We start from the raw sequence: 18544 nt of genomic DNA, 5'->3' as shown, positions 1-18544 counted from the left end.
TCCAATGTGAGAGGGGGCTTGCTCCCGATTGCGGTGTGTTTGCCAGCCATGTATCGACTGACACTCCGCCATCGGGGGCAAGCCCCCTCCCACATGGGTCCTCGGTGTTTTACAAGGGTTGTGGTCGCTCGCTAAACCGCGCGTCAGGGTTTACCGGCCAAAGCCCGCTTTGCTCTTGCAGTTTTCTTGACTGCCACCGCCGCAATCGGCTGCACAGTCAGTTCCACGCCTAACGCCAGCATCAACTTCTGAATCGTCTCATAGCGCGTTTTAGAACCGCCTTTCAGCGTCTTATACAGACTCTCGCGATTAACCCCCGCAGACTCCGCCACCTTGTTCACGCCCTGGGCCTTGGCGACCTCGGCAAGCGCTTTCATGAGCACCTGCGGGTCTTGAGATTTCATGCTCTGCGCCAGATAAGCGCTGATGGTTTCCGGGCTATCGAGGAAGCGCGACGCTTCATAGACGCTGGTACCGGAGGTATCAAGATCGAGGATCGGCATGTCCTCTGGTTTGAATTTCGATTCGCTCATTTCATCTACCTCTCAGGGCATCAAGGATCTCTTTTGCCCGTTTGATTCCTCTGTTCTGGTCGGTTTTATCACTGCCCCAGAGCATCAGGTAAGCAGTGATGCCCGTACGCACAAAGTAAACTCTGTAGCCGGGCCCGACAAACACACGCATTTCACTCACCTCATCGCCTACGGGTGCACAATCGCCGAAATTATTTTCCTCGGCTCGGTCTAACCGTGTGAGGACAGCGGTTTTTCCATAAGTATCGCTCATGCCGTCGAGCCATGTATCGAACTCCGGCGTCCTGCCGATCAGATTGGTCACAGAATTTTTTGTAGCCTACTGGCTACTCCTTGTCGATACCAGTGAATTTTGAGTCCGGAAGACTCCGGAAGAAAAATCCTAGTCCAGCGCTCGCATAAGCAGCCGATCGATACTATTAGCGCCTGTGTCTAACCTTCACCACACCTCAGCACCTGCGCATTCGCCCGCTATCACGGTGGCTGACACTCCGCCATCGGCGGCAAGCTGAGGCGGCAAACGATAGAGATGAAGCCCAAAGAAAACGTCCTGCACAGCCGCTTCAGTTTGCGTAAAATGCGAGCCGTTCTCGATCAGGAAGACTCAACCCAGGAGGGGTAACGCTTGAAACCGCTTGACACCCACGCGCCACAACACGCCGACACGACCGTCACACGACTTAAGCTCAAAGACCAACTGGCCGTAGACCCTTACAAGGCATTGGCCCTGCTGGAGAGCACCCTCCTCTGCTTTGTAACGACGGCCCTTATGCTGTTCGTTGCACACAGCGTTGGCATAACCGCCACATTCAAGGTCAACGTCCTCTACGGCGGCACACTGGGTGCATGCATAGGGGCGACCTACAGGATGTACCACGATGCCGCCCTTTCCGCGTGGTGCATGGCCAGCCCTGTCAGCCCTGCGGCGCTGCAAAACGCGATGCGTGCCTTGAAGTATTCCGAGACGCAGGAAGGCGTTTACTGCCCCAAGAAACGTATGTTCAGCCCATTCCATCGGTGCGATTCAGAGCGGATCACGCTCACCACACTGGATGGAGGCACACGCTTCACAGGCCCCTATTTCAAGCTGAAAGCGCTGTCAGCCATGCAACTTGCTGACGCGCCCGAAGCGCAAGAAACCGACCTCACGCCACCAACGGTGCACGTCTGATCAATTTCGCGGGTTCCTGCCTCGGTATCGGAACGCACCACTGAGTCCGTGAGGCCGTCGCGCCGCCACTGCGGGCCTCAAACGCAAGGAAACCAGGACATGGCAACAGCAAAAACCAAAAAGGCGTTTGTGTATTCGGCATGGGGGTTACTGTTTTTGAGCCTGGTCGGGGTTTTAGTCATACAGGCCTTCCAGGAAACACCCCAGCCCAGCAAACCCAGCTTCCTCAGCGACCTCATCATCGTGACCGCACGAACGACGCCCGGGAATCGAAAGATCGACGAGCATCTAACCTTCGTTCGCGCGGAAGCGGCCAACAGTCACGCCCTCAAGTTCTATTACACGTTGGTCGATTACGATACCCATCCCGAGGACGTTGACTTGGGCGTGATGAAATCCAGCATCACCCAGGCTGTCTGCGCCGCGCAAATGCCAAGGGACCAGTCCATCATTTCATTGGGTGGCACCTTCATTTACATATTCGGCAGCAAAAACGTAAAAGAGGTTGGACGGTTCGAAATCAACAAGCAGAGCTGTAATGGCTAATGAGCTGCCCCCCCTTCAACCGACTCGCTCAAACCGCCGCCGCTTCAGGAACAACCCCACCCCCAACGCCACCGCAAAGATCGACAGCAACCCCAGGTCAGCCCCCCATGGACGGACCTGGCTCGCCGCCACGCAGCCGACCGCCCCCGCCACCACCAGCAGCACCCCCAGCCACGTGCGAAGCTGGTACGGTTTAACAAACCGATCGAGCAGAAAAAACAGCACCAGGGCCAGGACCAGCTGGGTAATGTCAGACATGTGCTTCTCCCGTCAGGTCTTGATGATCAGTGTCGAGGCGCTGCGTTGCGGGCCGATGCCGCCGTTGACCTGCGCTTCGATGCTGACCAGTACGTCGCCGGCATGATAGGTGGGCAGGATTTCATTGGCATACATGCGCACCCCCGCGCCAACAGGAACACCCACGTAAGGGGAAGCCACAGCAGAAGTGGCGCCGGCGAAGGCACTGGCGGCCAGGTTGGCGATCCTGGTGCGCTGGGCATTGAGGGTGTCGCCCTGTTGCCGCGTCAGTGGCTTGGAGATGCCGATCATCATCACGCACGGCAGGCTCTTGGCCAACATCTTGTCGTACACCTCGACGACCTTGCTGTTGACCTCGTAATGGGCACTTTTCGCCTCGCCAAAATGCAGCTCGCGCAGGCGTCCGCGCTCGCTGTCGGTGAGGGTGATCTGCGAAACGTTGAACACGATCCCGTGATTGCCCATGTATTGGAACGTCCCTTCGAACTTCATCGCACGCCTCCTTTCGAGCCAAAGGCGGGGATTCTCTAGAAGGCGGGCAGTGGATTCAAGGCAAAAGAAACGAAATGAGGAAATGGGGGGCAGGCCGACCTCCCCTGTCGCGACCTTTCCCCCGCCGCTACTCACGCTCACGCCCGCTTGGGCAGCTTCCAGTTCGGCCGGATGAAGTGGCAGGTATAGCCGTTGGGTATCCGCTCCAGATAATCCTGATGCTCCGGCTCCGCCTGCCAAAACTCCCTGGCGGGTTCAATTTCCGTAACCACAGGCCCCGGCCACAGCTTGGAGGCATCCACGTCAGCCGCAGTATCTTCGGCAATATCCCTTTGCTGTTCGCTCAGGTAGTAAATCGCCGAACGATAGCTTGGCCCCAGATCATTGCCCTGCCGATTCGGCGTGCTGGGGTCATGGATCTGGAAAAAGAACTCAAGGATCTGCCGGTAGGAAATCACCGCTGGGTCAAACACGATCTCAATCGCTTCAGCATGGTTGCCATGGTTGCGGTAGGTGGCATTCGGCACATCGCCACCGGTGTAGCCGACGCGCGTCTGCAGCACGCCGGGGTAGCGTCGCAACAGGTCCTGCATGCCCCAGAAGCAGCCGCCGGCGAGGATGGCGGTTTCGGTTGGGTTGGTCATGGTCTGTCCTTGCGGTTAATGGAGACAGGGATAGTTATGGGGCAATGCTGGGCAATACCAAGTTCAATCAAAGAAAAACTGCCCCCCCTGTGGCGAGGGAGCTTGCTCCCGCGAGGCCTTGATAGCCGACGAGTACCTGACTGATGCCCCACATTCGGATCGACTTATCTCCCAGCCCCCCATTATCGACTCACGGTTTATTCCTGGAAGGAAACGCCGCCACCTTCATCCGGTTGCCGCACGTCGCCATGCTGCACCAGCGGCGGCGGTGTGACTTGCTCAGGTCATGGAACAGCAGCACGCAGTCGTGGGCCTCGCACTGGCGGACGAATTCAAACTTATCGTTCGTGACCAAGCCCACCAGCGACTCGGCCACTGGTCCAAGCAGGCTGGCCGGGCGTCCCTCGACAACAACCTCCAGTGATCAACGCAACCCAATGTAGGAGCGAGCTCGCTCGCGAAAAACGTCAACGATGACGCCGCGACTCTGGTTTCCCGCGGAGCTCCAGGATTCTTCGCGCGCCAGCTCGCGCCTACCTTGTAGACATGTCCTACAGCAAGCTGCAGCACCTTGCCCCGTTGCCTACAGTTGCGTCAGAATCCGCCGGCTTGTGCGCTTGAGTGGGCGTCTCTAAGGTGGCCCGGTCGCTGACAACTCAGTGATCGGGTTTAGTAGCCCGAGTGACAACATAAAGTGCATGAGCCTCATCGATCAGATGTTCTTGTCTGTACTTGATGGTGGCTGTGCGCAGGGCGCCCTCGGGCGCGCCGGCTTTGTGTGTTTCCCCGGTCTACTAACCTGCGTACAGCCGCCACCCTCTCGTTTAGTAGCGAAAAGGTGTTGGCCCTAAAACAGGTACAACACACATGTACAAAGTCACGCCTAACCCTCCGAACGGTCCCGACCTGAAACTGAATCAGGCGGCGCATCGTGCTATTGATCACTACCTCAACGCGGGCGCCGAACCGCCAGGGCCGCCTCCTCCACCTTCGACTACGCTGTTCAGCGTTGCGGACGATGTCAGCAGTGAAGTGCTGATTACCAATAGCTATGAGACTTTTTCTTCGGTTACTGCGTTGTTGCTGGACCTGTCGGATGAGCTGGAAGGGAAGCAGCGGGATGTGGCGTTGGCGATTCACCAGTTGAGTGAATTGGGGGTTTTGTTGGTGGATAAGTTGATGGAGCGGGAGGGGGCTGCTGGAGCGGGCAGCTAACCTTCCACCCACTCGATAGATCGCTGAGTCGTTGTGACTCACTTTGCGAAGACTCGGCGGTTTTCTTTCGGAATAAATAGACCCATCCCCTAACCCCTCTCAACCCGAGTTCGTGGTCGGCAGTTTCCGTAGAGAAGCCGTCAGCCGTCGATCAGTCCTGCGGAGTCTGGCCAGTCGAATGTCCAATGCTCGCGAGAAAAATCCTAGTGTCCCGATTAGACCGCAGATAAACCACGCGGCAAGCTGATGGCGCAGTTGCGACGAGTTGCTGCATTTTTGCGCGCGCTGATCTTTTCGTCCGCCACATGAATCTAAAAAACTCCGGCAGGTTCGCCAGCAGTTCAGGACAGTTATGCGGCAAGTCAGGCCGAGACTGACCGCGTTGGAGCAACGTTCTGCGCAGTACGCGCAAGAATCGAAGCGTCGCCGAACGATCAATCCATATCAAAAGATCTGCACGGGCCATCCGGTTGTCCCACGTGGCTGAATGACCACCTTCGAATATCCAGCAATCACGGGCCTCGACCTCGAGACAAAGCTGCGTCTTCTCGTCCCGGCTTCGTTCTATCCAACCTGGCTGCCAGTGGATAGTGTCGATATGAACGACCGGCAAGGCCGTGAGCTGACCAAGCTTACGTGCCAAAGTGCTTTTGCCAGACCCAGGTTGACCAACAATCATCACCCGTTGCATCGAAGCACCTTCTCGCTATTCAAGCTGATTTTTTGGGGTGGCGATTTTACGTCAATGCCTATATCGGTCAACAACAAGGGGGCATAGCGACAGACAGCTTTCGCCCAGAAGACTTCAATCAACTGAAGGGCATGGGTTGGTTGGAACGTACCAGTGGGCTGCGGAGTCGAGATGAACGTGTTTCTGCTTTCGAGGCAAGAAGGGCGTATCGAGCGTACCCAGTGCTATTGAAACCCAACTGGCAAACTCGCCTTGAGACCGTGACCAGAACAAAGCCGAACCACACTGCACGCAGAACTCGCGTGATACCGTCGCTGAAGAAGCATAGGATTTGATATGGATGGAGCCGCTAAGTATTTGCAGCGCGCTACGCGGAACACTGCAGTAAGAAGCAAATGCCGCCCCATGACCTTTGCGACACTGGCTGCAATGACAATGACTCACTGCTTTCGGTGTGGTGGATAGCTCGTAACTGACGGCGGCACATAAACAGCTTCCTTGGTACACCTCTGTCATACGCTCTTCCATGCATGCAAAAGTGCCAGCGTAGCCCTACCTGTCTAATCAGTCGAGCGACGGCTATTGGCCGATTCTGTTGAAACTGTCGGCCATGGTTTCCGCAGCTGAAAAGTACGCGCTCGACGTTGAAATCTTTACTTTCGGCTAAGGTGTCCAGAGGCGGATTTCAAATAGCAGCGTGTAAAAAAGGCGTTTTCGCCGGTCGATGATCAGGCAGTTCTGGATGACCGAATTTTTCAACAGAATCGGCCAGAAGCGGTCACTGCGCATCACATCCCCGGCCTGAAAGCCTGGATAGCCGAGTTGACCGTTCACGATGCAGTGCAGCAGCATGTGATCAATCATAAGTGCTTCCAGGAAACCTATGCATAGCCCTGTAGATCTTCATGAGTTGTTGGCGCACGTCAGAGATGAACCGTCGTTCATACGATTTATCGAAGCCCTCGGTGTAGATTTCGCCAGCAGGCGTTTAATTGAAAAGACATCGCCTTCATCGGTCTATGGGCCAAGTGCTCTTGGCTGGGAAAATGTGTCCGTTGACGCGTTTTTTGATGCGGCGGCTTCGTGGGCAGACGCCAGTTCCCGACTTGCCCAAGAGGATAGGTCGATACCCAATGTTTGGCATCGCTGTGCGGCCATTTTGCTGGCTGGGAAGTATTATGAGTGACACGGGTACGACATCCGTAACGTGGAAGGGAACCGTGGACGGGATGTTGCCAAAGAACCAACGCAATAAGCTTTTGGTTGAAGCCGAAGCCTACGGTTTAACGTTGAATGATCTTGCTGCCACCTTCGAGGAATTCGGCGTGGCCCCCAGCAATCTGCTGAACGAGCTATCCATAGCGGTTGCTGAAGGCTACTTGGCAGGGGCTTTGACTTACGAGTTCTGCGATGGCGTCATGAACGGGCTCATCGCTGCCATCGTTGATGTGGGCATGACCAATGACATGCCGCAGCCTGCTTTCTCGCTTTATCAGGCCTTTGATCAGGGGGAGTGGGTGCGCCATGATGATCCGCCGGAGATTGATACCATTGAGAAATATGTTGATACCATTGAGAAATATGTGAAGCCGCTGGTTGTGCAGATAGTGCGTGAGTTTCAGGGTGGTAGCGGATATCGGCCAGAAGCAGATCTTTAAGCTGGAAAAATAAATCCTTCGAATTTCTTCCCGCTTTGAGAGTTTGTCTACGCACTTTTACGCTCTCTGGGCTGGTAAGCAGAGTTGGGAAATCAACTCGTCCCCTCTTCAAAAGTAGGTGCAAATGATGGCTCCCTTCGTTCTTCAGGACTTTGACGTTGGATGGGTCGCTACCGACGCCCTCGGACAGGTTGCGCTCTTCACTACAGGTGGCCCCGGACCAGTTCCTGATTCCGCGATACCCTCCGTCGAAAACTCCGAAGAATTTGTCCTTTCCTTGCCGAAAGTGTCCGATGTAGATCGGGCCACTGTTGGGGCTGGTGCAAACGCTTTCGTTGAATTTGCTAAACGTGGGTTCTTTGCTTACGACTGGTCGGACGTTCATCGCGATTCACGCCAGGCGTTGAGGGGGTATGAGCTGCAATACCGTCCCCAGAATCCACTGAAACTATTCGATTTGCCTGCCCCATTACGGGCATTGACTGAGGTTACCCGGCTATCTCACGTAATCTTCGGAGCATCCATCATAGTGATAGGTGATCAGGTTTCTTAGCGTTTATTCGGCGATTAGGGACCGCTTTTTTGGGGCGGAAGCGTTCAGTTGCGTACGGTAGCTATCGGCTAGAAGCTGACAGTGGCTACAGGCAGAAATCGACCCGAAGCTGGCCTTCGGCAGAGATTGGCACGCGGCAGTCGCTCAAATGGGAGTTACGATATCTACGCCGAACCCTCCTGCTCTACATGGGCAATGCCTTCAACCCACAGGTTCGTGAAGCAGGGTTTCTGACCCATAGCTGCAATATACGCGATAGTTGAACTGATTGAGGAGCGACTGCACTTTCAACAGTGAAGTCGCCGGTAGCTTTCAGCTAAGTGCAGCGTTTTAATTTGTTTACAAAGCGCGAGCATATGCCCTATCTGCAAATTTCGGTTAATAGTTTGATTGAAGTTCTCAATTCGGACTCTGTGAAAGTATTGCCTGAGTCGGGATGGTGGATGGCATTACGGATATAGGTACTAAGGGTTTCATATGTTGTCGTGTTATGACTGGAAGGCTTTGCATGCCTTGAAGCGTCGTAGAGTTGGTGGTTTTTTATAAAGTTATCGCATACTTTGATTGTGCCCACGTTTTCTTTATCCTGAAGCCAACCGTAGAGTTCAATGTGGTAATCATTAGAGGGCACATCGAAAGCTAGGAAGGTCGTCTCCGCTGAAGTTATTGAGGGCAAGATTGAGGGGGCATCAATATTTCGGCAGGTAATGACACTCTGATTTTCCTCTAGGGTGATGACGATGCTGTCTACCTTATCAATCAAAGCTTCTTTAAGAACATGATCTGAATGAGTGGCGAATATGAGCTGGGCTTTTTGCTGTCCGCTTAAAGAGAATAACCCTTTATAGTAGCTCAGTATTTTTCTCTCCCACTTGGGGTGCATGCTTAGCTCCGGCTCATCTATCATAATGGCAGCGCCATCTAGGACGTTGGAGTTTCTAAGTAGAAATATGCCTCTAAATACAACCTGCTTTTCACCGGTGCTCAGTGAGTCTACGGGTATAAGCTTTCCGCTCTTGGAGAAAAGGATGGTTTTCTCTCCGTCGATGTCATCTACCTTTTCATATTTCATTTTGTCAAAAAAACTGTCGAACGCACTTTTAAATCTAAATAATTTTGAGGTTTGATAAAAATCATCCCAAGACTTTGGTTTGTCGCCAAGCGCTCGGTTTTCTTCTGAATAGCTAGCGTTGTCCTGATTTACTACGTCGACGATTAGCTGTTTTAGCGAGGTAAAATCCTCTTCAGCGTCTATGTCATGCTTTTTCTTATCAAGCTCACTAGTAGTGGTTGATCTTATTTTTTGGGTTTTATAATCTGATCGCGCTTTAGAATAAATACAACCGTAGTGTCTTGGGTCTTTAGTTTCCGTATCTAACAGGCCAGGACTATTATTCCTATCATGCCTGATTTTTTGAACACCTCCTCCTTCGTCCATAATATCAAAAAATGGCTTATGCCGATTTCCGTCAGTTGGGTTCTGCGTCTTATATATCTTATCGTCAACGACGTATTCGATATAGTCGAAGTGCTCATATGGCCCAACATTGAGAAAGCTGCTGATTGCTTCGAGAATAGTCGACTTACCAGTCCCGTTTTCACCAGCTAGTAGGATGCTGCTGTAAGGCTCCCCAGTATTGGGGTTGACAAAATCGAGAGACAGGTCACCTAGTATTGGATGTTTGTTCCATTTGATTTTTCTAAGCTTCATGCTTTGCCCCGAGAGAAGATACGTCATGTGATTTATCGTTTGGCGAGTCCCATTCCTACAAAGGGTGCCTACAACCCCTGCAAGTGGATGGGGAGTTTTCCGGGCTGCCAGACGATTATTATGACAATCCTAGATACTTGTCGCTATGCATTCGTGTCCTACTCAGTGAACCCACCTGGTCAATTTCTGAGGGAGAGCCTCGCTCTTAGGCAAGACACTCATAAGGTTTTTGACTCTGGGTGACTGCTATTGGCCGGTTAGCGACGGCCTGACTTCGACCGTCGCTATGCATGATCAAACCTCAGTCTGTTCCGCCATCTCCAGGGCGTCATCGACCTCAATCCCCAGATATCGAACAGTGCTCTCCAGCTTCGTATGGCCAAGCAGCAACTGAACCGCCCGTAGGTTCTTCGTTCTGCGATAGATTAGTGATGCCTTCGTACGTCTCATTGTGTGAGTGCCATACATGGCTGGATCAAGGCCTGCGGCTTTCACCCAGCCTTTGACGATACGAGCGTATTGACGAGTGGATAGATGGTCTGAGGTATGTAGCCGGCTAGGAAAAAGGCAGTCCTCGCTGCGAAGTTGTGCCTGATGTATCCAGGCCACGAGAGCTGACCGTGTTTGCTCAGTGATCTCAAACTGCACTGGTCGCTGCGTTTTCTGCTGCATCACCATGGCTCGTGATGATACGTGCTCGCCATGGGCGACATCACGCACGCGGAGCTTGGTTAAGTCGCAGGCTCGAAGCTTACTGTCGATGGCCAGATCGAAGAGAGCCAGATCCCGGGTTCTTTTCGCAATTTGAAGCCTTACTCGGATGGCCGAGATATCTCTCAGTCGGAGTGGGGCTTTCTGCCCAACTAGTTTTCCTTTGTTCCAGGGCTGACGGCCGCAGGTAGCAATGATGTTCATGACAAGTCCTCCACGTGTGGAAAGACAAGGATGGCTAATCAGAGCGACGGTCGCTAACCGGCCAGAAGCAGTCATTCGGCAGGACAGGAAACTGTCAAGAAGCGACCCATTGCAAACCGTGAGAACAAAGCTCCACAGACAGCTAAAGTACGTACGCGGGCAAAAAATTAAAGATTTCCCAACCTAATAAGGGGAAAACATGGACATCTATTCTGAAACTGAAGAACAGAAGAACCCCACATGGGACGTCCGATTGACGGGGAAACTGGTCACTGCGGTATTCGGGGCGGCGCAGTGGAAGAAGGTGCACGCTAGCGTAAGATCCATGACAGACAGACCTGAGTTCTGCCACTACCATTACCACGAAGCCTTGGACATGATGAATGAATACATCGATTCCAAACTAAAGGAGACAGGCTTGTGGGGTGTCTACGAGGACTACGATGAGTTCAGTCATCTGATGCTGAAGATCAGGGCGAATATAACTGCCTTCGTCCAGAGTCTGCATGCCGTGGCGGATACTTGTTCCCACATGCTCTATTACTCCCTGGCGTTGGACAGGCTCCCCAGACCCCTCAAGGAGCGAGACATCTATGCCAATAAAGTCCTCAAGCTCCTAGAGCAGCAACGTGATGAAGGGAGTCCCGATTACGACAATCTCTGTAAATTGTTCCGTGGGATCACAACTGGCGATGACTACAAGTACCTTAATGCCCTGACCAACACTTCAAAGCACCGCAGCATCGTCCGGCCAGAACTTAACGAGGACGCCACCGGCAGGAGGGAAGAGAAGTGGATTCTGTTCTTGGAGTCGTTTTGGTACGCAGAAGAGTTTTTTGAAAAAACCAACGCTCGCGAGTTCATGCAGAAAGAGCATGACCGTATTCAGCACCTGGCCGTAAAGATTGGTGTGGAACTGAACGATGTCTTGAAGAAGCTCCAACCTTTTAAGCCCACAACCCCGGCTATTGAAAAAATCGGTGAAGAGTCTATATCGCAGCAGCCGTACGACCACCATGACTGTCTGACCGAAGTCAGCTCAAAGCCGTCATTAAAGAAAAAATACTAAACGGCTGCTTCTGGCCGAGAGCTACCTCTGCTGAAGTCAGGAAACGGCCAAAGGTGGTCTGTGAGAAGCGTCCAAAAAAGCTCAAGACTACTCTTCCTCTTGGGCATCGATGAGCGCTTTGAAGAGTTGATTATTCACATGCATAACGAAGTCATGGATATCTCTCATCATTGCTAGGACCGCAATGCTCGAGAATTCCTGTTCTTTGCCTTGGAGGCTTCTCCCGTTACGATGCACGATATCGTGCCGAAGAGCCACCGCACGATGAAGTCGCTCTTTAAGTTCAAGGCTTGGGAAAACCTGAATATTGAATGCAATCTCATAAAGCTGCTCAACTTTTCCCAGCCGATGATAGATCTGATCTCGCAAGTAGTCTTGGACACGTCTTTCTACCGTCAAACTCTCATTCCATGCTTCAAAAAGGGTGATCTTCTGAGAAGACAATTTTTCCTCTTTCAAGAGAAGATTCTCAGTTACGCCTATCTCTTCTGCCACAAGTGCCATAAGTGTGTTGGCAAGGTAAGCCTCCATTGCGCTGATTAGTCCAGATAGCACCAGCTTATTAATTTCCGGAGCAGAGCTCTTGAGTAATCCTGATCCGCCAATACCATACGTATGCAGTACCTCAGTCATATGAGTGTAGCTCGACAGGAACTCGAATAGCGGATCGTCAGTCGCCCGGACGTTATTCTGACCAGAGCTGGTGGCATGCGAATCGGAAAGTTCTGTGAGAACACTGGAGAATACCTCCACATTTTGGTAGTCCACTAACGTGACTTCGTACCTGTAGGGAGTTTTTTTCACAGTTGCGTCGTAACGCTTTCCGCAATTGTCACAGTCAATCACAGCATTTCGAGTGGACGGCTTTTCAAGCCAGCTTGTGTCGGGAGCAGGTACTGAGGTCCGACTGGTGTGTGCACAACTAGGACACTTAAACAGAACGACGGTGCTGAAAGGCATCGGAGACATCCGGAAAGAGACAATGAAGGGAGCACTACACAACCCTAGCTGAGTTCGGTAATGCCTTGAAAGTTTTGATACTCGATTGCGATGATCTCCATCCGTTGGAGTCAGTCTAAAAATAGACCTTCGAGAATACCCGCTTGGAGTTGAAACAGATTGAAGCCGAAGTCCGCTTTTGGCCGAGAGGGCACTCTCCCGCCTCCGTAAAGTTAAATCTCCGATACGGCTTTTACAGCGCTGACATAGGGGGCTGAGCTGAATTTAAATGGGCCAACGTTACGTATTACGCGAGGTTCTTCATATCCATTTTCGTAAGCAAATTCCTCCCAAATAATCTCGCTATTACATCCGCGAATTTGCACTGAGTAGGCTCCACATCCGATGTCGCCACACTCTGGGCAGATGTAAATCAACACCCGATACGGCTCCACCTCTGACTGACCGCCTCGAAGGAGGCTATCGGCAAAAAGGAGATTTTGTTCTGAAAAACCCGATACGAAACCGCTCATGAAGTCAGAGTGGCCACCGTCAGCGGTCACTAGAATTTCTAATAAAGAACGGTCGTCAATTCGAAAATCGGAAAAGCAACGCTCAACAGTGGTACAGCCGTTTGATGAGCCTCCAAGGCGGACGGTACTCTTAAACGTCAGAGTGCTGAGCTGCATGTTGTGCTCCTTGCGAAAAAAATCACGATTAGACACATTGGGCGTGAACCAGGCAATACCAGAGGGCACAAGCGAATGTCTGCTTCTGGCCGAAAGCAGCCCCTCTATAAACACCAACCTAAGAACAACCGCGTCCATCCGTCGCATCCCCCACCCACCCCCTCCAGCCCCCACCCAACCTGCCGATAACCCTACTAATCACATGCCTACCCCCGCATCCCCACCCGACCGAGCCCACCCCATGAATCCACTCTCCCTCCTGAAAAAATCCCGGCCCGCTCGCCAAGGCACCACCACCCTCACCAGCACCGCCAACAACCTGGACGCCGCACTCACGGCCCTGCGTATCACCCCCACCCTGATCACCGGCTTCATCTCCCCCCACCTGGACGTCGACGCCATCGCCGCCAAGCTCAAGCGTCGTTTCCCCCAGTCCACCCTCAGCCTGTGCACCACCTCCGGCGAGCTGTGCAATGCGCCCGGTTCGCTGTATTGCGCCACCGGCGAGCGCTGGGACCGGGTGGTGTTGCAGTTGTTCGACGACAGTCTGATCGCCTCGGCCGAGGTGGTGATGGTGCCGTTGGAGTGTGAGGACATTCGCGGTGGCGGCACTCGTCTGGGGATGCAGGAGCGGATTGCCAAGTTGGTGGCGAATATCAAGCGGGTGCAGGTACGTACGTCGATCGATCATCGCGATACGTTGGCGTATGTGGTGTTCGATGGGTTGTCGGCGTCGGAGTCGTTTTTTATGGAGGCGCTGTATGAGTCGGGGCGGTTTCCGTGTTTGTTTGTAGGGGGATCGGCCGGGGGTAAGTCGGACTTCCAGAAGACGCTGATTCATGACGGCCAGCGCAGTTATCAGAACCATGCGCAGATTGTGTTCCTGAAAACGGCGGCCCATGTGCGGTTTGGGGTGTTCAAGAGCCAGAACTTCAAGGCGGCGGATTTGACCTTCAGTGTGCTGACCGCGTCGGTGGAGGACCGCACGATTGACCAGGTGATCGACAGCAGCGGCAATATCAAGAGCATGGTGCAGGCGCTGTGTGATGCGTTCAGTTGCGCGCCCCAGGCGTTGGAGTCGAAGCTGGCGGATTATTCGTTTGCGATTCGGGTGGGCAGTGAGTTGTTTGTGCGGTCCATCGCGCGCATCGATTATGAGCAGCAGATCGTGCAGTTGTTTTGCGACGTGGCGCCGGGCGAGGAGTTGGTGATGGTGCGGCGTACGCCATTGCGGGAGGCGACGCGCCTGGATTATGAGCAGTTCCTGCGCGGCAAGGGTGGCCAGCCGGTGGCGGGGATTTTGAATGACTGCATTCTGCGCCGGCTGAACAACGGCGCCGAGCTGGGCAGCATGGCCGGCACGTTTGGGGATGTACCGCTGGCGGGGTTTTCGACCTTTGGGGAGATTCTGGGCTTGAACCTGAACCAGACGCTGACGGCGATTTTTTTCTTTCGGGTGGCCAAGGGTGCGAGTTTCAGTGATGAGTACGTGGACAACTTTATCGCCCATTACGGCGAGTTCAAGGCGTTTTTCCTACGGCGCCAGGTGAAAAAGCTGGCGGGGTTGAACCATGTGGTGGTCAAGCAGATCACCGCGTTCAAGAACAATGACTTCAGCAACACCCTCAATACCCGTGGGCTGGACCGCAATATCTTGCCGGTGTTCGAAGGCCTGGCGGACTTGGGCATGGTGTTGGCCAATGCCGAGCGGCAGCAGGAGGACATCGCCGCGCAGCTCAAGCATTACTCGGGGGAGTTGCACGCGTCGATGGATGAACTGGTGGGGACCATCGATCAGCAGAACGCCGTGTCGGCCCAGGCCGGGTCGACGGTGGAAGGGCTGTCCAGCCAGGCGGATGTGGCGGTGGAGGGTGCGCGTACGCTGGCGGGCTCGAGTTTGCGTATCCAGTCGATTGTGCAGGTGATCCAGCAGATCGCCGGGCAGACCAACTTGCTGGCGCTCAACGCCGCCATTGAAGCGGCGCGCGCAGGCGACCTGGGCCGAGGCTTTGCGGTGGTGGCGGACGAGGTGCGCAAGCTGGCGGAAATCACGCGCAAGAATGCGGCGGAGATTGGTGTGGATATCGACTTGTTGTCGAGTGAGATCCAGCGGGTGGCCCAGCAGATTGAAGACCAGTCCACCGGGGTGGGTGCGTTGCGGGAGATGCTGGATACCCTGGAGGCGTCGAGCCGCGCCACCGAAGGCACGGCGCAACGGACCAAGACCATTGCCGATACGTTGACCGGGCTCACCCATGCGTAGGCGCTAGCAGCAGGTAAAAAAACGGCGCGGGGCTCATGGCACTGAACGGGGGATTCAGTGCATGATGCGTCGCTCATATCAAGGACGATAACAACCGTGAAAAACGCCCTCGCCGCCCTGCTATTGCTGTGCCTGACCGCTCCTGCCTTCGCCGCCGAAAACCTCGTCGGCTTCAAGACCGTCACCCTGCCCGATGCGCAATACAAGCGTCCACTTGAGCTGGTCGTCTGGTACCCCGCCACCACCACCGCCAACCCCACCCTGATCGCCGACAACGCGGTGTTCATCGGTGCCCTCGCCGTACCCGACGCCCCGCCGGCTGCCGGCGAGCATCCGCTGGTGGTGCTCTCCCACGGTTATGGCGGTAACTGGGGCAAGCAGGTGTGGCTGGCCAGTGCGCTGGCGCATCAGGGCTACATCGTGGCGGCGGTCAACCACCCCGGCACCACCACCAAAGACCGTAACCCGCAAACCGCCGCGCAGTTATGGCTACGCCCGGCCGACCTGAGCCGCGCGATCGATGCGGTGTTGGCTCAGCCAAAGCCATTTGGCGCGGTCGCGAAAGGCCAGATCGCCGCCGTGGGCCATTCCCTGGGCGGCTGGACCGTGCTGGAACTCGCCGGGGCGCGCTTCGATCCCGAGCTGTTCAGCCGCGACTGCAGCGTCCACCCCAAGCTCGGCGGTTGCATCGGCTACCAGGAGATGAACCCCGCCGGCACGCCAGAAGGTAAAGTGCGCTTGGCGGCGGATTTGAGCGACAAGCGCGTCACCGCCATCGTGTCCCTGGACCTGGGCCTGTCCCGCGGCTTCACCGACGCCAGCCTGGCGGCATTGCCGGTACCGGCGCTGGTGATTGCGGGGGGCGTGCCGTCGGAGGATATGGACCCGCAGCTGGAGTCCGCCGACATGGTCAAGCGGCTGCCTGCAGCAACGACGAAGTACGTGGAGATCGCCGACGCTACGCACTTCAGCTTTATGTCGATCTGCAAGCCGGGGGGCATGGCGCTGATCGAGGAGAGTTCGCCGGGCAACGGCATGATTTGCCGCGATGGTGAGGGGGCCCGGCCGAGGGCGGAGATTCAGCAGCAGGTGGTGGGGCTGATCAGTGAGTTTTTGAAGCGCTCGTTTCGCAATTGAAGAAAGCAGGATGTTCATCTCATAGTGCATCAAATACGATGCGGTTTCGGTGAGCACCTCACTGATGCACTGTATAGGATGCAATCGGGTATGAACGATCTAGGCCCCCTGATCAAAAATTTGCGTAAAGCCGCCGGCCTCTCCCAAAGCCAACTCGCACAACGACATGGTATGAGTCGCGCAACCATCTCGGGGATCGAAAACAACACCGTCCCAGAGGTGGGGATTCGCAAAGTTGCGGCGATTCTTGAGGGGCTGGGATATACATTGACGGCGACGCCTCGGCGTCGCCGTATGACCCTCGATGAGCTGAAAACAATAAATATCCATGACTAGCTGGATAGGCAACAACGTGGCAAACCTACTGTTTATCTGTAGCCGCAACCAATGGCGCAGCCCTACTGCGGAAGCCATCTGGCGCCGTCGCCCGGGCTTTAATGCGCGCTCAGCGGGCACCAGTCTGAATGCACGTAAAACTATCGGCGCAGCGGATATTCGTTGGGCAGATGTCATCTTCGTCATGGAACGTAAACACCTGCATCGACTAAAAGCAGAATACGCACGCTTGCTTGAGCATAAGCCGCTTCACTGCTTGGATATTCCGGATGACTTTCGCTTTATGGATCCGGAACTGGTGCAAATGCTCGAAGACACTGTGACGCCCTATCTCATCACACACGCCTAGCCCCCCTCACATCGATAGCACTGATGATTACTATCGAACCGCTCGCCTATAGGGTGGCCAGGCCCGATTCCTATAATCGCCTCCCAATTCCTCCCCTTCGCCTGGACACAGGCGACATCCCCCTTGGAACCCAGCATCATGCCAAGTGCCCTCCAGGCCCCCAGCGGCCGTCCCGAACATAATCAGCAAAGCGTCAAACAGCAGTGGCTGGCAATCCTCTCGGTCGCGGTGGGCGCTTTCGCCCTGGTGACCAGTGAGTTCCTGCCGGTGGGTGTGCTCAACGACGTCGCCAGCGACCTCGGTATCAGTGCCGGCCATGCCGGGCTGATGGTGACATTGCCCGGCATCATGGCCGCCCTCGCTGCGCCGTTCCTGTCGGTGAGCATTGGCGCGATGGACCGGCGCTACCTGCTGATCGGCCTGACGTTGATCATGATCATCGCCAACTCGGTGGTGGCCTTTGCCAGTGACTTCAGCCTGCTGCTGTTCGGCCGTGTCTTGCTGGGCATCAGTATCGGCGGGTTCTGGGCCACGGCCATTGCCCTCAGTGGGCGCCTGGCGCCCAGGGGTGTGGACGTGGCGAAGGCCACCTCGATCATCATGATGGGCGTGACCCTGGCCACCGTGCTCGGCGTGCCCGTGGGCACCTGGCTCAGCGGCCTGATGGGCTGGCGCATGACGTTCCTGGTCACCGCGCTGCTCGGTGTGCCGGTGCTGCTGGCGCAGGTGTTCCTGCTGCCGCGGCTCACCCCGGAGAAGGCCATTCGCATCAGTGACCTGCCGGCGTTGTTTATCAACCCACAGGCGCGGATCGGGTTGATCGCGGTGCTGTTGATCGGCCTGGCGCACTTTGCGGCCTACACCTATGTGGCGCCGTTCTTCAAATACAGTTCCGGCTTCGACGGGCCGACGATTGGTTCGCTGTTGCTGCTCTTCGGCGTGGCCGGGGTGTTCGGCAATATCTTTGCCGGTTTCGCCGCCAACCGCAGCGTGCGTCACACCCTGTTGCTGGTGGCGCTGATGATCGGCACCAGCACCGCGCTGTTCCCCCACTTCGCCACCGGCATGACCGGCGCCGCCATGCTGATCGGGCTGTGGGGCTTCGCCTTCGGCGCCTTCCCGGCCTGTGCCAGTATCTGGATGTTTGTGGTGGCGCCCAAGGATGTCGAACGCGGCATGCCGCTGTTCGTGGCCTTGTTCCAGGTGATCATTGCCTTGGGTTCGTTCTTCGGCGGGCGCATCGTCGACCAACTGGGCAGCTCGGTGTTGTTGAGCCTGGCCACGGCGTTGGTGGGCTGCGGTTTTGTTACAGTGCTGGTGCTGGGGCGCAACATCAGTAATAGCCTGGCGGCCCAGCCTGGCTAAACCGAGGGAC

24 protein-coding genes are annotated in these 18544 nt (G+C 55.2%); 11 read left to right on the top strand and 13 right to left on the bottom strand.

Annotation, left to right across the window (positions count from 1 at the left end; translation table 11 throughout):
* Positions 1–143: 143 nt before the first annotated feature.
* Both AC07OT_RS26030 and AC07OT_RS26025 read right to left on the bottom strand, forming a co-directional pair.
* Positions 144–533: an addiction module antidote protein gene (locus AC07OT_RS26030; protein WP_065925048.1), complete on the bottom strand. Its 390-nt coding sequence runs from the start codon at positions 531–533 to the stop codon at positions 144–146.
* 1 nt (position 534) lies between these two features.
* On the bottom strand, positions 535–837 hold the full coding sequence (locus AC07OT_RS26025; protein ID WP_495109417.1) for a type II toxin-antitoxin system RelE/ParE family toxin: 303 nt from the start codon (positions 835–837) through the stop codon (positions 535–537).
* 321 nt (positions 838–1158) lie between these two features.
* Here AC07OT_RS26025 and AC07OT_RS26020 point away from each other — a divergent pair, with 321 nt between their 5' ends.
* Positions 1159–1704, top strand: a complete 546-nt coding sequence (locus tag AC07OT_RS26020) for a hypothetical protein (RefSeq protein WP_495109416.1) — start codon at positions 1159–1161, stop codon at positions 1702–1704.
* 99 nt (positions 1705–1803) lie between these two features.
* On the top strand, positions 1804–2250 hold the full coding sequence (locus AC07OT_RS26015; RefSeq protein WP_495109415.1) for a hypothetical protein: 447 nt from the start codon (positions 1804–1806) through the stop codon (positions 2248–2250).
* Between the two features lie 15 nt (positions 2251–2265).
* Here the strand turns inward: AC07OT_RS26015 and AC07OT_RS26010 are convergent, their stop codons facing one another.
* From AC07OT_RS26010 to AC07OT_RS25995, 4 genes are all read right to left on the bottom strand, one after another.
* Positions 2266–2508, bottom strand: a complete 243-nt coding sequence (locus AC07OT_RS26010; RefSeq protein ID WP_495109414.1) for a hypothetical protein — start codon at positions 2506–2508, stop codon at positions 2266–2268.
* Positions 2509–2520: 12 nt separating this feature from the next.
* Positions 2521–3000 carry a hypothetical protein gene (locus AC07OT_RS26005; protein WP_092354986.1) on the bottom strand — a complete coding sequence of 160 codons (480 nt, stop codon included), beginning with the start codon at positions 2998–3000 and terminating at the stop codon, positions 2521–2523.
* 137 nt (positions 3001–3137) lie between these two features.
* Positions 3138–3644, bottom strand: coding sequence for a peptide-methionine (S)-S-oxide reductase MsrA (gene msrA, locus AC07OT_RS26000; protein WP_495109413.1), 507 nt, complete (start codon positions 3642–3644; stop codon positions 3138–3140).
* 190 nt (positions 3645–3834) lie between these two features.
* The gene (locus AC07OT_RS25995; RefSeq protein WP_495109443.1) at positions 3835–4005 is read right to left on the bottom strand and encodes a CGNR zinc finger domain-containing protein; all 171 of its coding nucleotides are present in this window, start codon (positions 4003–4005) and stop codon (positions 3835–3837) included.
* A gap of 506 nt (positions 4006–4511) precedes the next feature.
* On the opposite strand from AC07OT_RS25995, the gene AC07OT_RS25990 reads away from it, so the two are divergent.
* Positions 4512–4859 (top strand): DUF6124 family protein, encoded by a 348-nt coding sequence (locus tag AC07OT_RS25990; protein WP_495109412.1) that lies wholly within the window; start codon positions 4512–4514, stop codon positions 4857–4859.
* 151 nt (positions 4860–5010) lie between these two features.
* On the opposite strand, the gene AC07OT_RS25985 is transcribed toward AC07OT_RS25990, so the two are convergent.
* The 3 genes from AC07OT_RS25985 to AC07OT_RS25975 form a co-directional block, all read right to left on the bottom strand.
* Complete coding sequence (locus AC07OT_RS25985) at positions 5011–5550, bottom strand: P-loop NTPase family protein (RefSeq protein ID WP_495109411.1); 540 nt, start codon at positions 5548–5550, stop codon at positions 5011–5013.
* 114 nt (positions 5551–5664) lie between these two features.
* A complete protein-coding gene (locus tag AC07OT_RS25980; RefSeq protein WP_495109410.1) occupies positions 5665–6066 on the bottom strand; it encodes a GFA family protein in 402 nt (133 codons plus the stop codon).
* Positions 6067–6213: 147 nt separating this feature from the next.
* Positions 6214–6414 carry a hypothetical protein gene (locus tag AC07OT_RS25975; protein ID WP_495109409.1) on the bottom strand — a complete coding sequence of 67 codons (201 nt, stop codon included), beginning with the start codon at positions 6412–6414 and terminating at the stop codon, positions 6214–6216.
* 19 nt (positions 6415–6433) lie between these two features.
* Between AC07OT_RS25975 and AC07OT_RS25970 the strand changes: the two genes are divergently transcribed.
* Positions 6434–6736: a DUF7660 family protein gene (locus AC07OT_RS25970; protein ID WP_495109408.1), complete on the top strand. Its 303-nt coding sequence runs from the start codon at positions 6434–6436 to the stop codon at positions 6734–6736.
* A 34-nt stretch (positions 6737–6770) separates the two neighbouring features.
* Positions 6771–7208 carry a hypothetical protein gene (locus tag AC07OT_RS25965; RefSeq protein WP_495103102.1) on the top strand — a complete coding sequence of 146 codons (438 nt, stop codon included), beginning with the start codon at positions 6771–6773 and terminating at the stop codon, positions 7206–7208.
* Positions 7209–8122: 914 nt separating this feature from the next.
* Here the strand turns inward: AC07OT_RS25965 and AC07OT_RS25960 are convergent.
* Entirely contained in the window at positions 8123–9499 is a 1377-nt protein-coding gene (locus AC07OT_RS25960; RefSeq protein WP_495109407.1) for an AAA family ATPase, read from the bottom strand.
* Between the two features lie 267 nt (positions 9500–9766).
* On the bottom strand, positions 9767–10387 hold the full coding sequence (locus AC07OT_RS25955) for a tyrosine-type recombinase/integrase (RefSeq protein ID WP_495109406.1): 621 nt from the start codon (positions 10385–10387) through the stop codon (positions 9767–9769).
* Positions 10388–10586: 199 nt separating this feature from the next.
* On the opposite strand from AC07OT_RS25955, the gene AC07OT_RS25950 reads away from it, so the two are divergent.
* Entirely contained in the window at positions 10587–11456 is an 870-nt protein-coding gene (locus tag AC07OT_RS25950; RefSeq protein ID WP_495109405.1) for a hypothetical protein, read from the top strand.
* 87 nt (positions 11457–11543) lie between these two features.
* Here the strand turns inward: AC07OT_RS25950 and AC07OT_RS25945 are convergent, their stop codons facing one another.
* Positions 11544–12416, bottom strand: a complete 873-nt coding sequence (locus AC07OT_RS25945) for a hypothetical protein (RefSeq protein ID WP_495109404.1) — start codon at positions 12414–12416, stop codon at positions 11544–11546.
* Between the two features lie 212 nt (positions 12417–12628).
* A complete protein-coding gene (locus AC07OT_RS25940; protein ID WP_495109403.1) occupies positions 12629–13084 on the bottom strand; it encodes a hypothetical protein in 456 nt (151 codons plus the stop codon).
* A gap of 241 nt (positions 13085–13325) precedes the next feature.
* On the opposite strand from AC07OT_RS25940, the gene AC07OT_RS25935 reads away from it, so the two are divergent.
* The 5 genes from AC07OT_RS25935 to AC07OT_RS25915 all read left to right on the top strand — a co-directional run bounded on the left by AC07OT_RS25935 (position 13326) and on the right by AC07OT_RS25915 (position 18534).
* Positions 13326–15347, top strand: a complete 2022-nt coding sequence (locus AC07OT_RS25935) for a methyl-accepting chemotaxis protein (protein ID WP_495109402.1) — start codon at positions 13326–13328, stop codon at positions 15345–15347.
* Between the two features lie 96 nt (positions 15348–15443).
* Positions 15444–16484 (top strand): alpha/beta hydrolase family protein, encoded by a 1041-nt coding sequence (locus tag AC07OT_RS25930; RefSeq protein ID WP_495109401.1) that lies wholly within the window; start codon positions 15444–15446, stop codon positions 16482–16484.
* A gap of 90 nt (positions 16485–16574) precedes the next feature.
* Complete coding sequence (locus AC07OT_RS25925; RefSeq protein ID WP_092486196.1) at positions 16575–16820, top strand: helix-turn-helix domain-containing protein; 246 nt, start codon at positions 16575–16577, stop codon at positions 16818–16820.
* A 16-nt stretch (positions 16821–16836) separates the two neighbouring features.
* Positions 16837–17169 carry a low molecular weight protein tyrosine phosphatase family protein gene (locus AC07OT_RS25920; protein WP_495109400.1) on the top strand — a complete coding sequence of 111 codons (333 nt, stop codon included), beginning with the start codon at positions 16837–16839 and terminating at the stop codon, positions 17167–17169.
* Between the two features lie 138 nt (positions 17170–17307).
* Positions 17308–18534 (top strand): MFS transporter, encoded by a 1227-nt coding sequence (locus AC07OT_RS25915; protein WP_065940441.1) that lies wholly within the window; start codon positions 17308–17310, stop codon positions 18532–18534.
* Positions 18535–18544: the final 10 nt, after the last annotated feature.

Source organism: Pseudomonas sp. GW821-FHT09C10 (assembly GCF_059418085.1).
The sequence above is the reverse complement of the archived record's forward strand: the minus strand, read 5'-3'. Positions and strand labels throughout refer to the sequence as shown.

Excerpts from the sequence above, each read along its gene's own strand:
- AC07OT_RS25960 (WP_495109407.1), bottom strand. The coding sequence starts at position 9,499 with ATGACGTATCTTCTCTCGGGGCAAAGCATGAAGCTTAGAAAAATCAAA.
- AC07OT_RS25915 (WP_065940441.1), top strand. The coding sequence starts at position 17,308 with ATGCCAAGTGCCCTCCAGGCCCCCAGCGGCCGTCCCGAACATAATCAG.
- msrA (WP_495109413.1), bottom strand. The coding sequence starts at position 3,644 with ATGACCAACCCAACCGAAACCGCCATCCTCGCCGGCGGCTGCTTCTGG.
- AC07OT_RS25980 (WP_495109410.1), bottom strand. The coding sequence starts at position 6,066 with ATGACAGAGGTGTACCAAGGAAGCTGTTTATGTGCCGCCGTCAGTTAC.
- AC07OT_RS25950 (WP_495109405.1), top strand. The coding sequence starts at position 10,587 with ATGGACATCTATTCTGAAACTGAAGAACAGAAGAACCCCACATGGGAC.
- AC07OT_RS26005 (WP_092354986.1), bottom strand. The coding sequence starts at position 3,000 with ATGAAGTTCGAAGGGACGTTCCAATACATGGGCAATCACGGGATCGTG.
- AC07OT_RS25970 (WP_495109408.1), top strand. The coding sequence starts at position 6,434 with ATGCATAGCCCTGTAGATCTTCATGAGTTGTTGGCGCACGTCAGAGAT.
- AC07OT_RS25975 (WP_495109409.1), bottom strand. The coding sequence starts at position 6,414 with ATGATTGATCACATGCTGCTGCACTGCATCGTGAACGGTCAACTCGGC.
- AC07OT_RS26015 (WP_495109415.1), top strand. The coding sequence starts at position 1,804 with ATGGCAACAGCAAAAACCAAAAAGGCGTTTGTGTATTCGGCATGGGGG.
- AC07OT_RS26030 (WP_065925048.1), bottom strand. The coding sequence starts at position 533 with ATGAGCGAATCGAAATTCAAACCAGAGGACATGCCGATCCTCGATCTT.
- AC07OT_RS25985 (WP_495109411.1), bottom strand. The coding sequence starts at position 5,550 with ATGCAACGGGTGATGATTGTTGGTCAACCTGGGTCTGGCAAAAGCACT.
- AC07OT_RS25990 (WP_495109412.1), top strand. The coding sequence starts at position 4,512 with ATGTACAAAGTCACGCCTAACCCTCCGAACGGTCCCGACCTGAAACTG.
- AC07OT_RS25925 (WP_092486196.1), top strand. The coding sequence starts at position 16,575 with ATGAACGATCTAGGCCCCCTGATCAAAAATTTGCGTAAAGCCGCCGGC.
- AC07OT_RS25935 (WP_495109402.1), top strand. The coding sequence starts at position 13,326 with ATGAATCCACTCTCCCTCCTGAAAAAATCCCGGCCCGCTCGCCAAGGC.
- AC07OT_RS25945 (WP_495109404.1), bottom strand. The coding sequence starts at position 12,416 with ATGCCTTTCAGCACCGTCGTTCTGTTTAAGTGTCCTAGTTGTGCACAC.
- AC07OT_RS25940 (WP_495109403.1), bottom strand. The coding sequence starts at position 13,084 with ATGCAGCTCAGCACTCTGACGTTTAAGAGTACCGTCCGCCTTGGAGGC.
- AC07OT_RS26010 (WP_495109414.1), bottom strand. The coding sequence starts at position 2,508 with ATGTCTGACATTACCCAGCTGGTCCTGGCCCTGGTGCTGTTTTTTCTG.
- AC07OT_RS25955 (WP_495109406.1), bottom strand. The coding sequence starts at position 10,387 with ATGAACATCATTGCTACCTGCGGCCGTCAGCCCTGGAACAAAGGAAAA.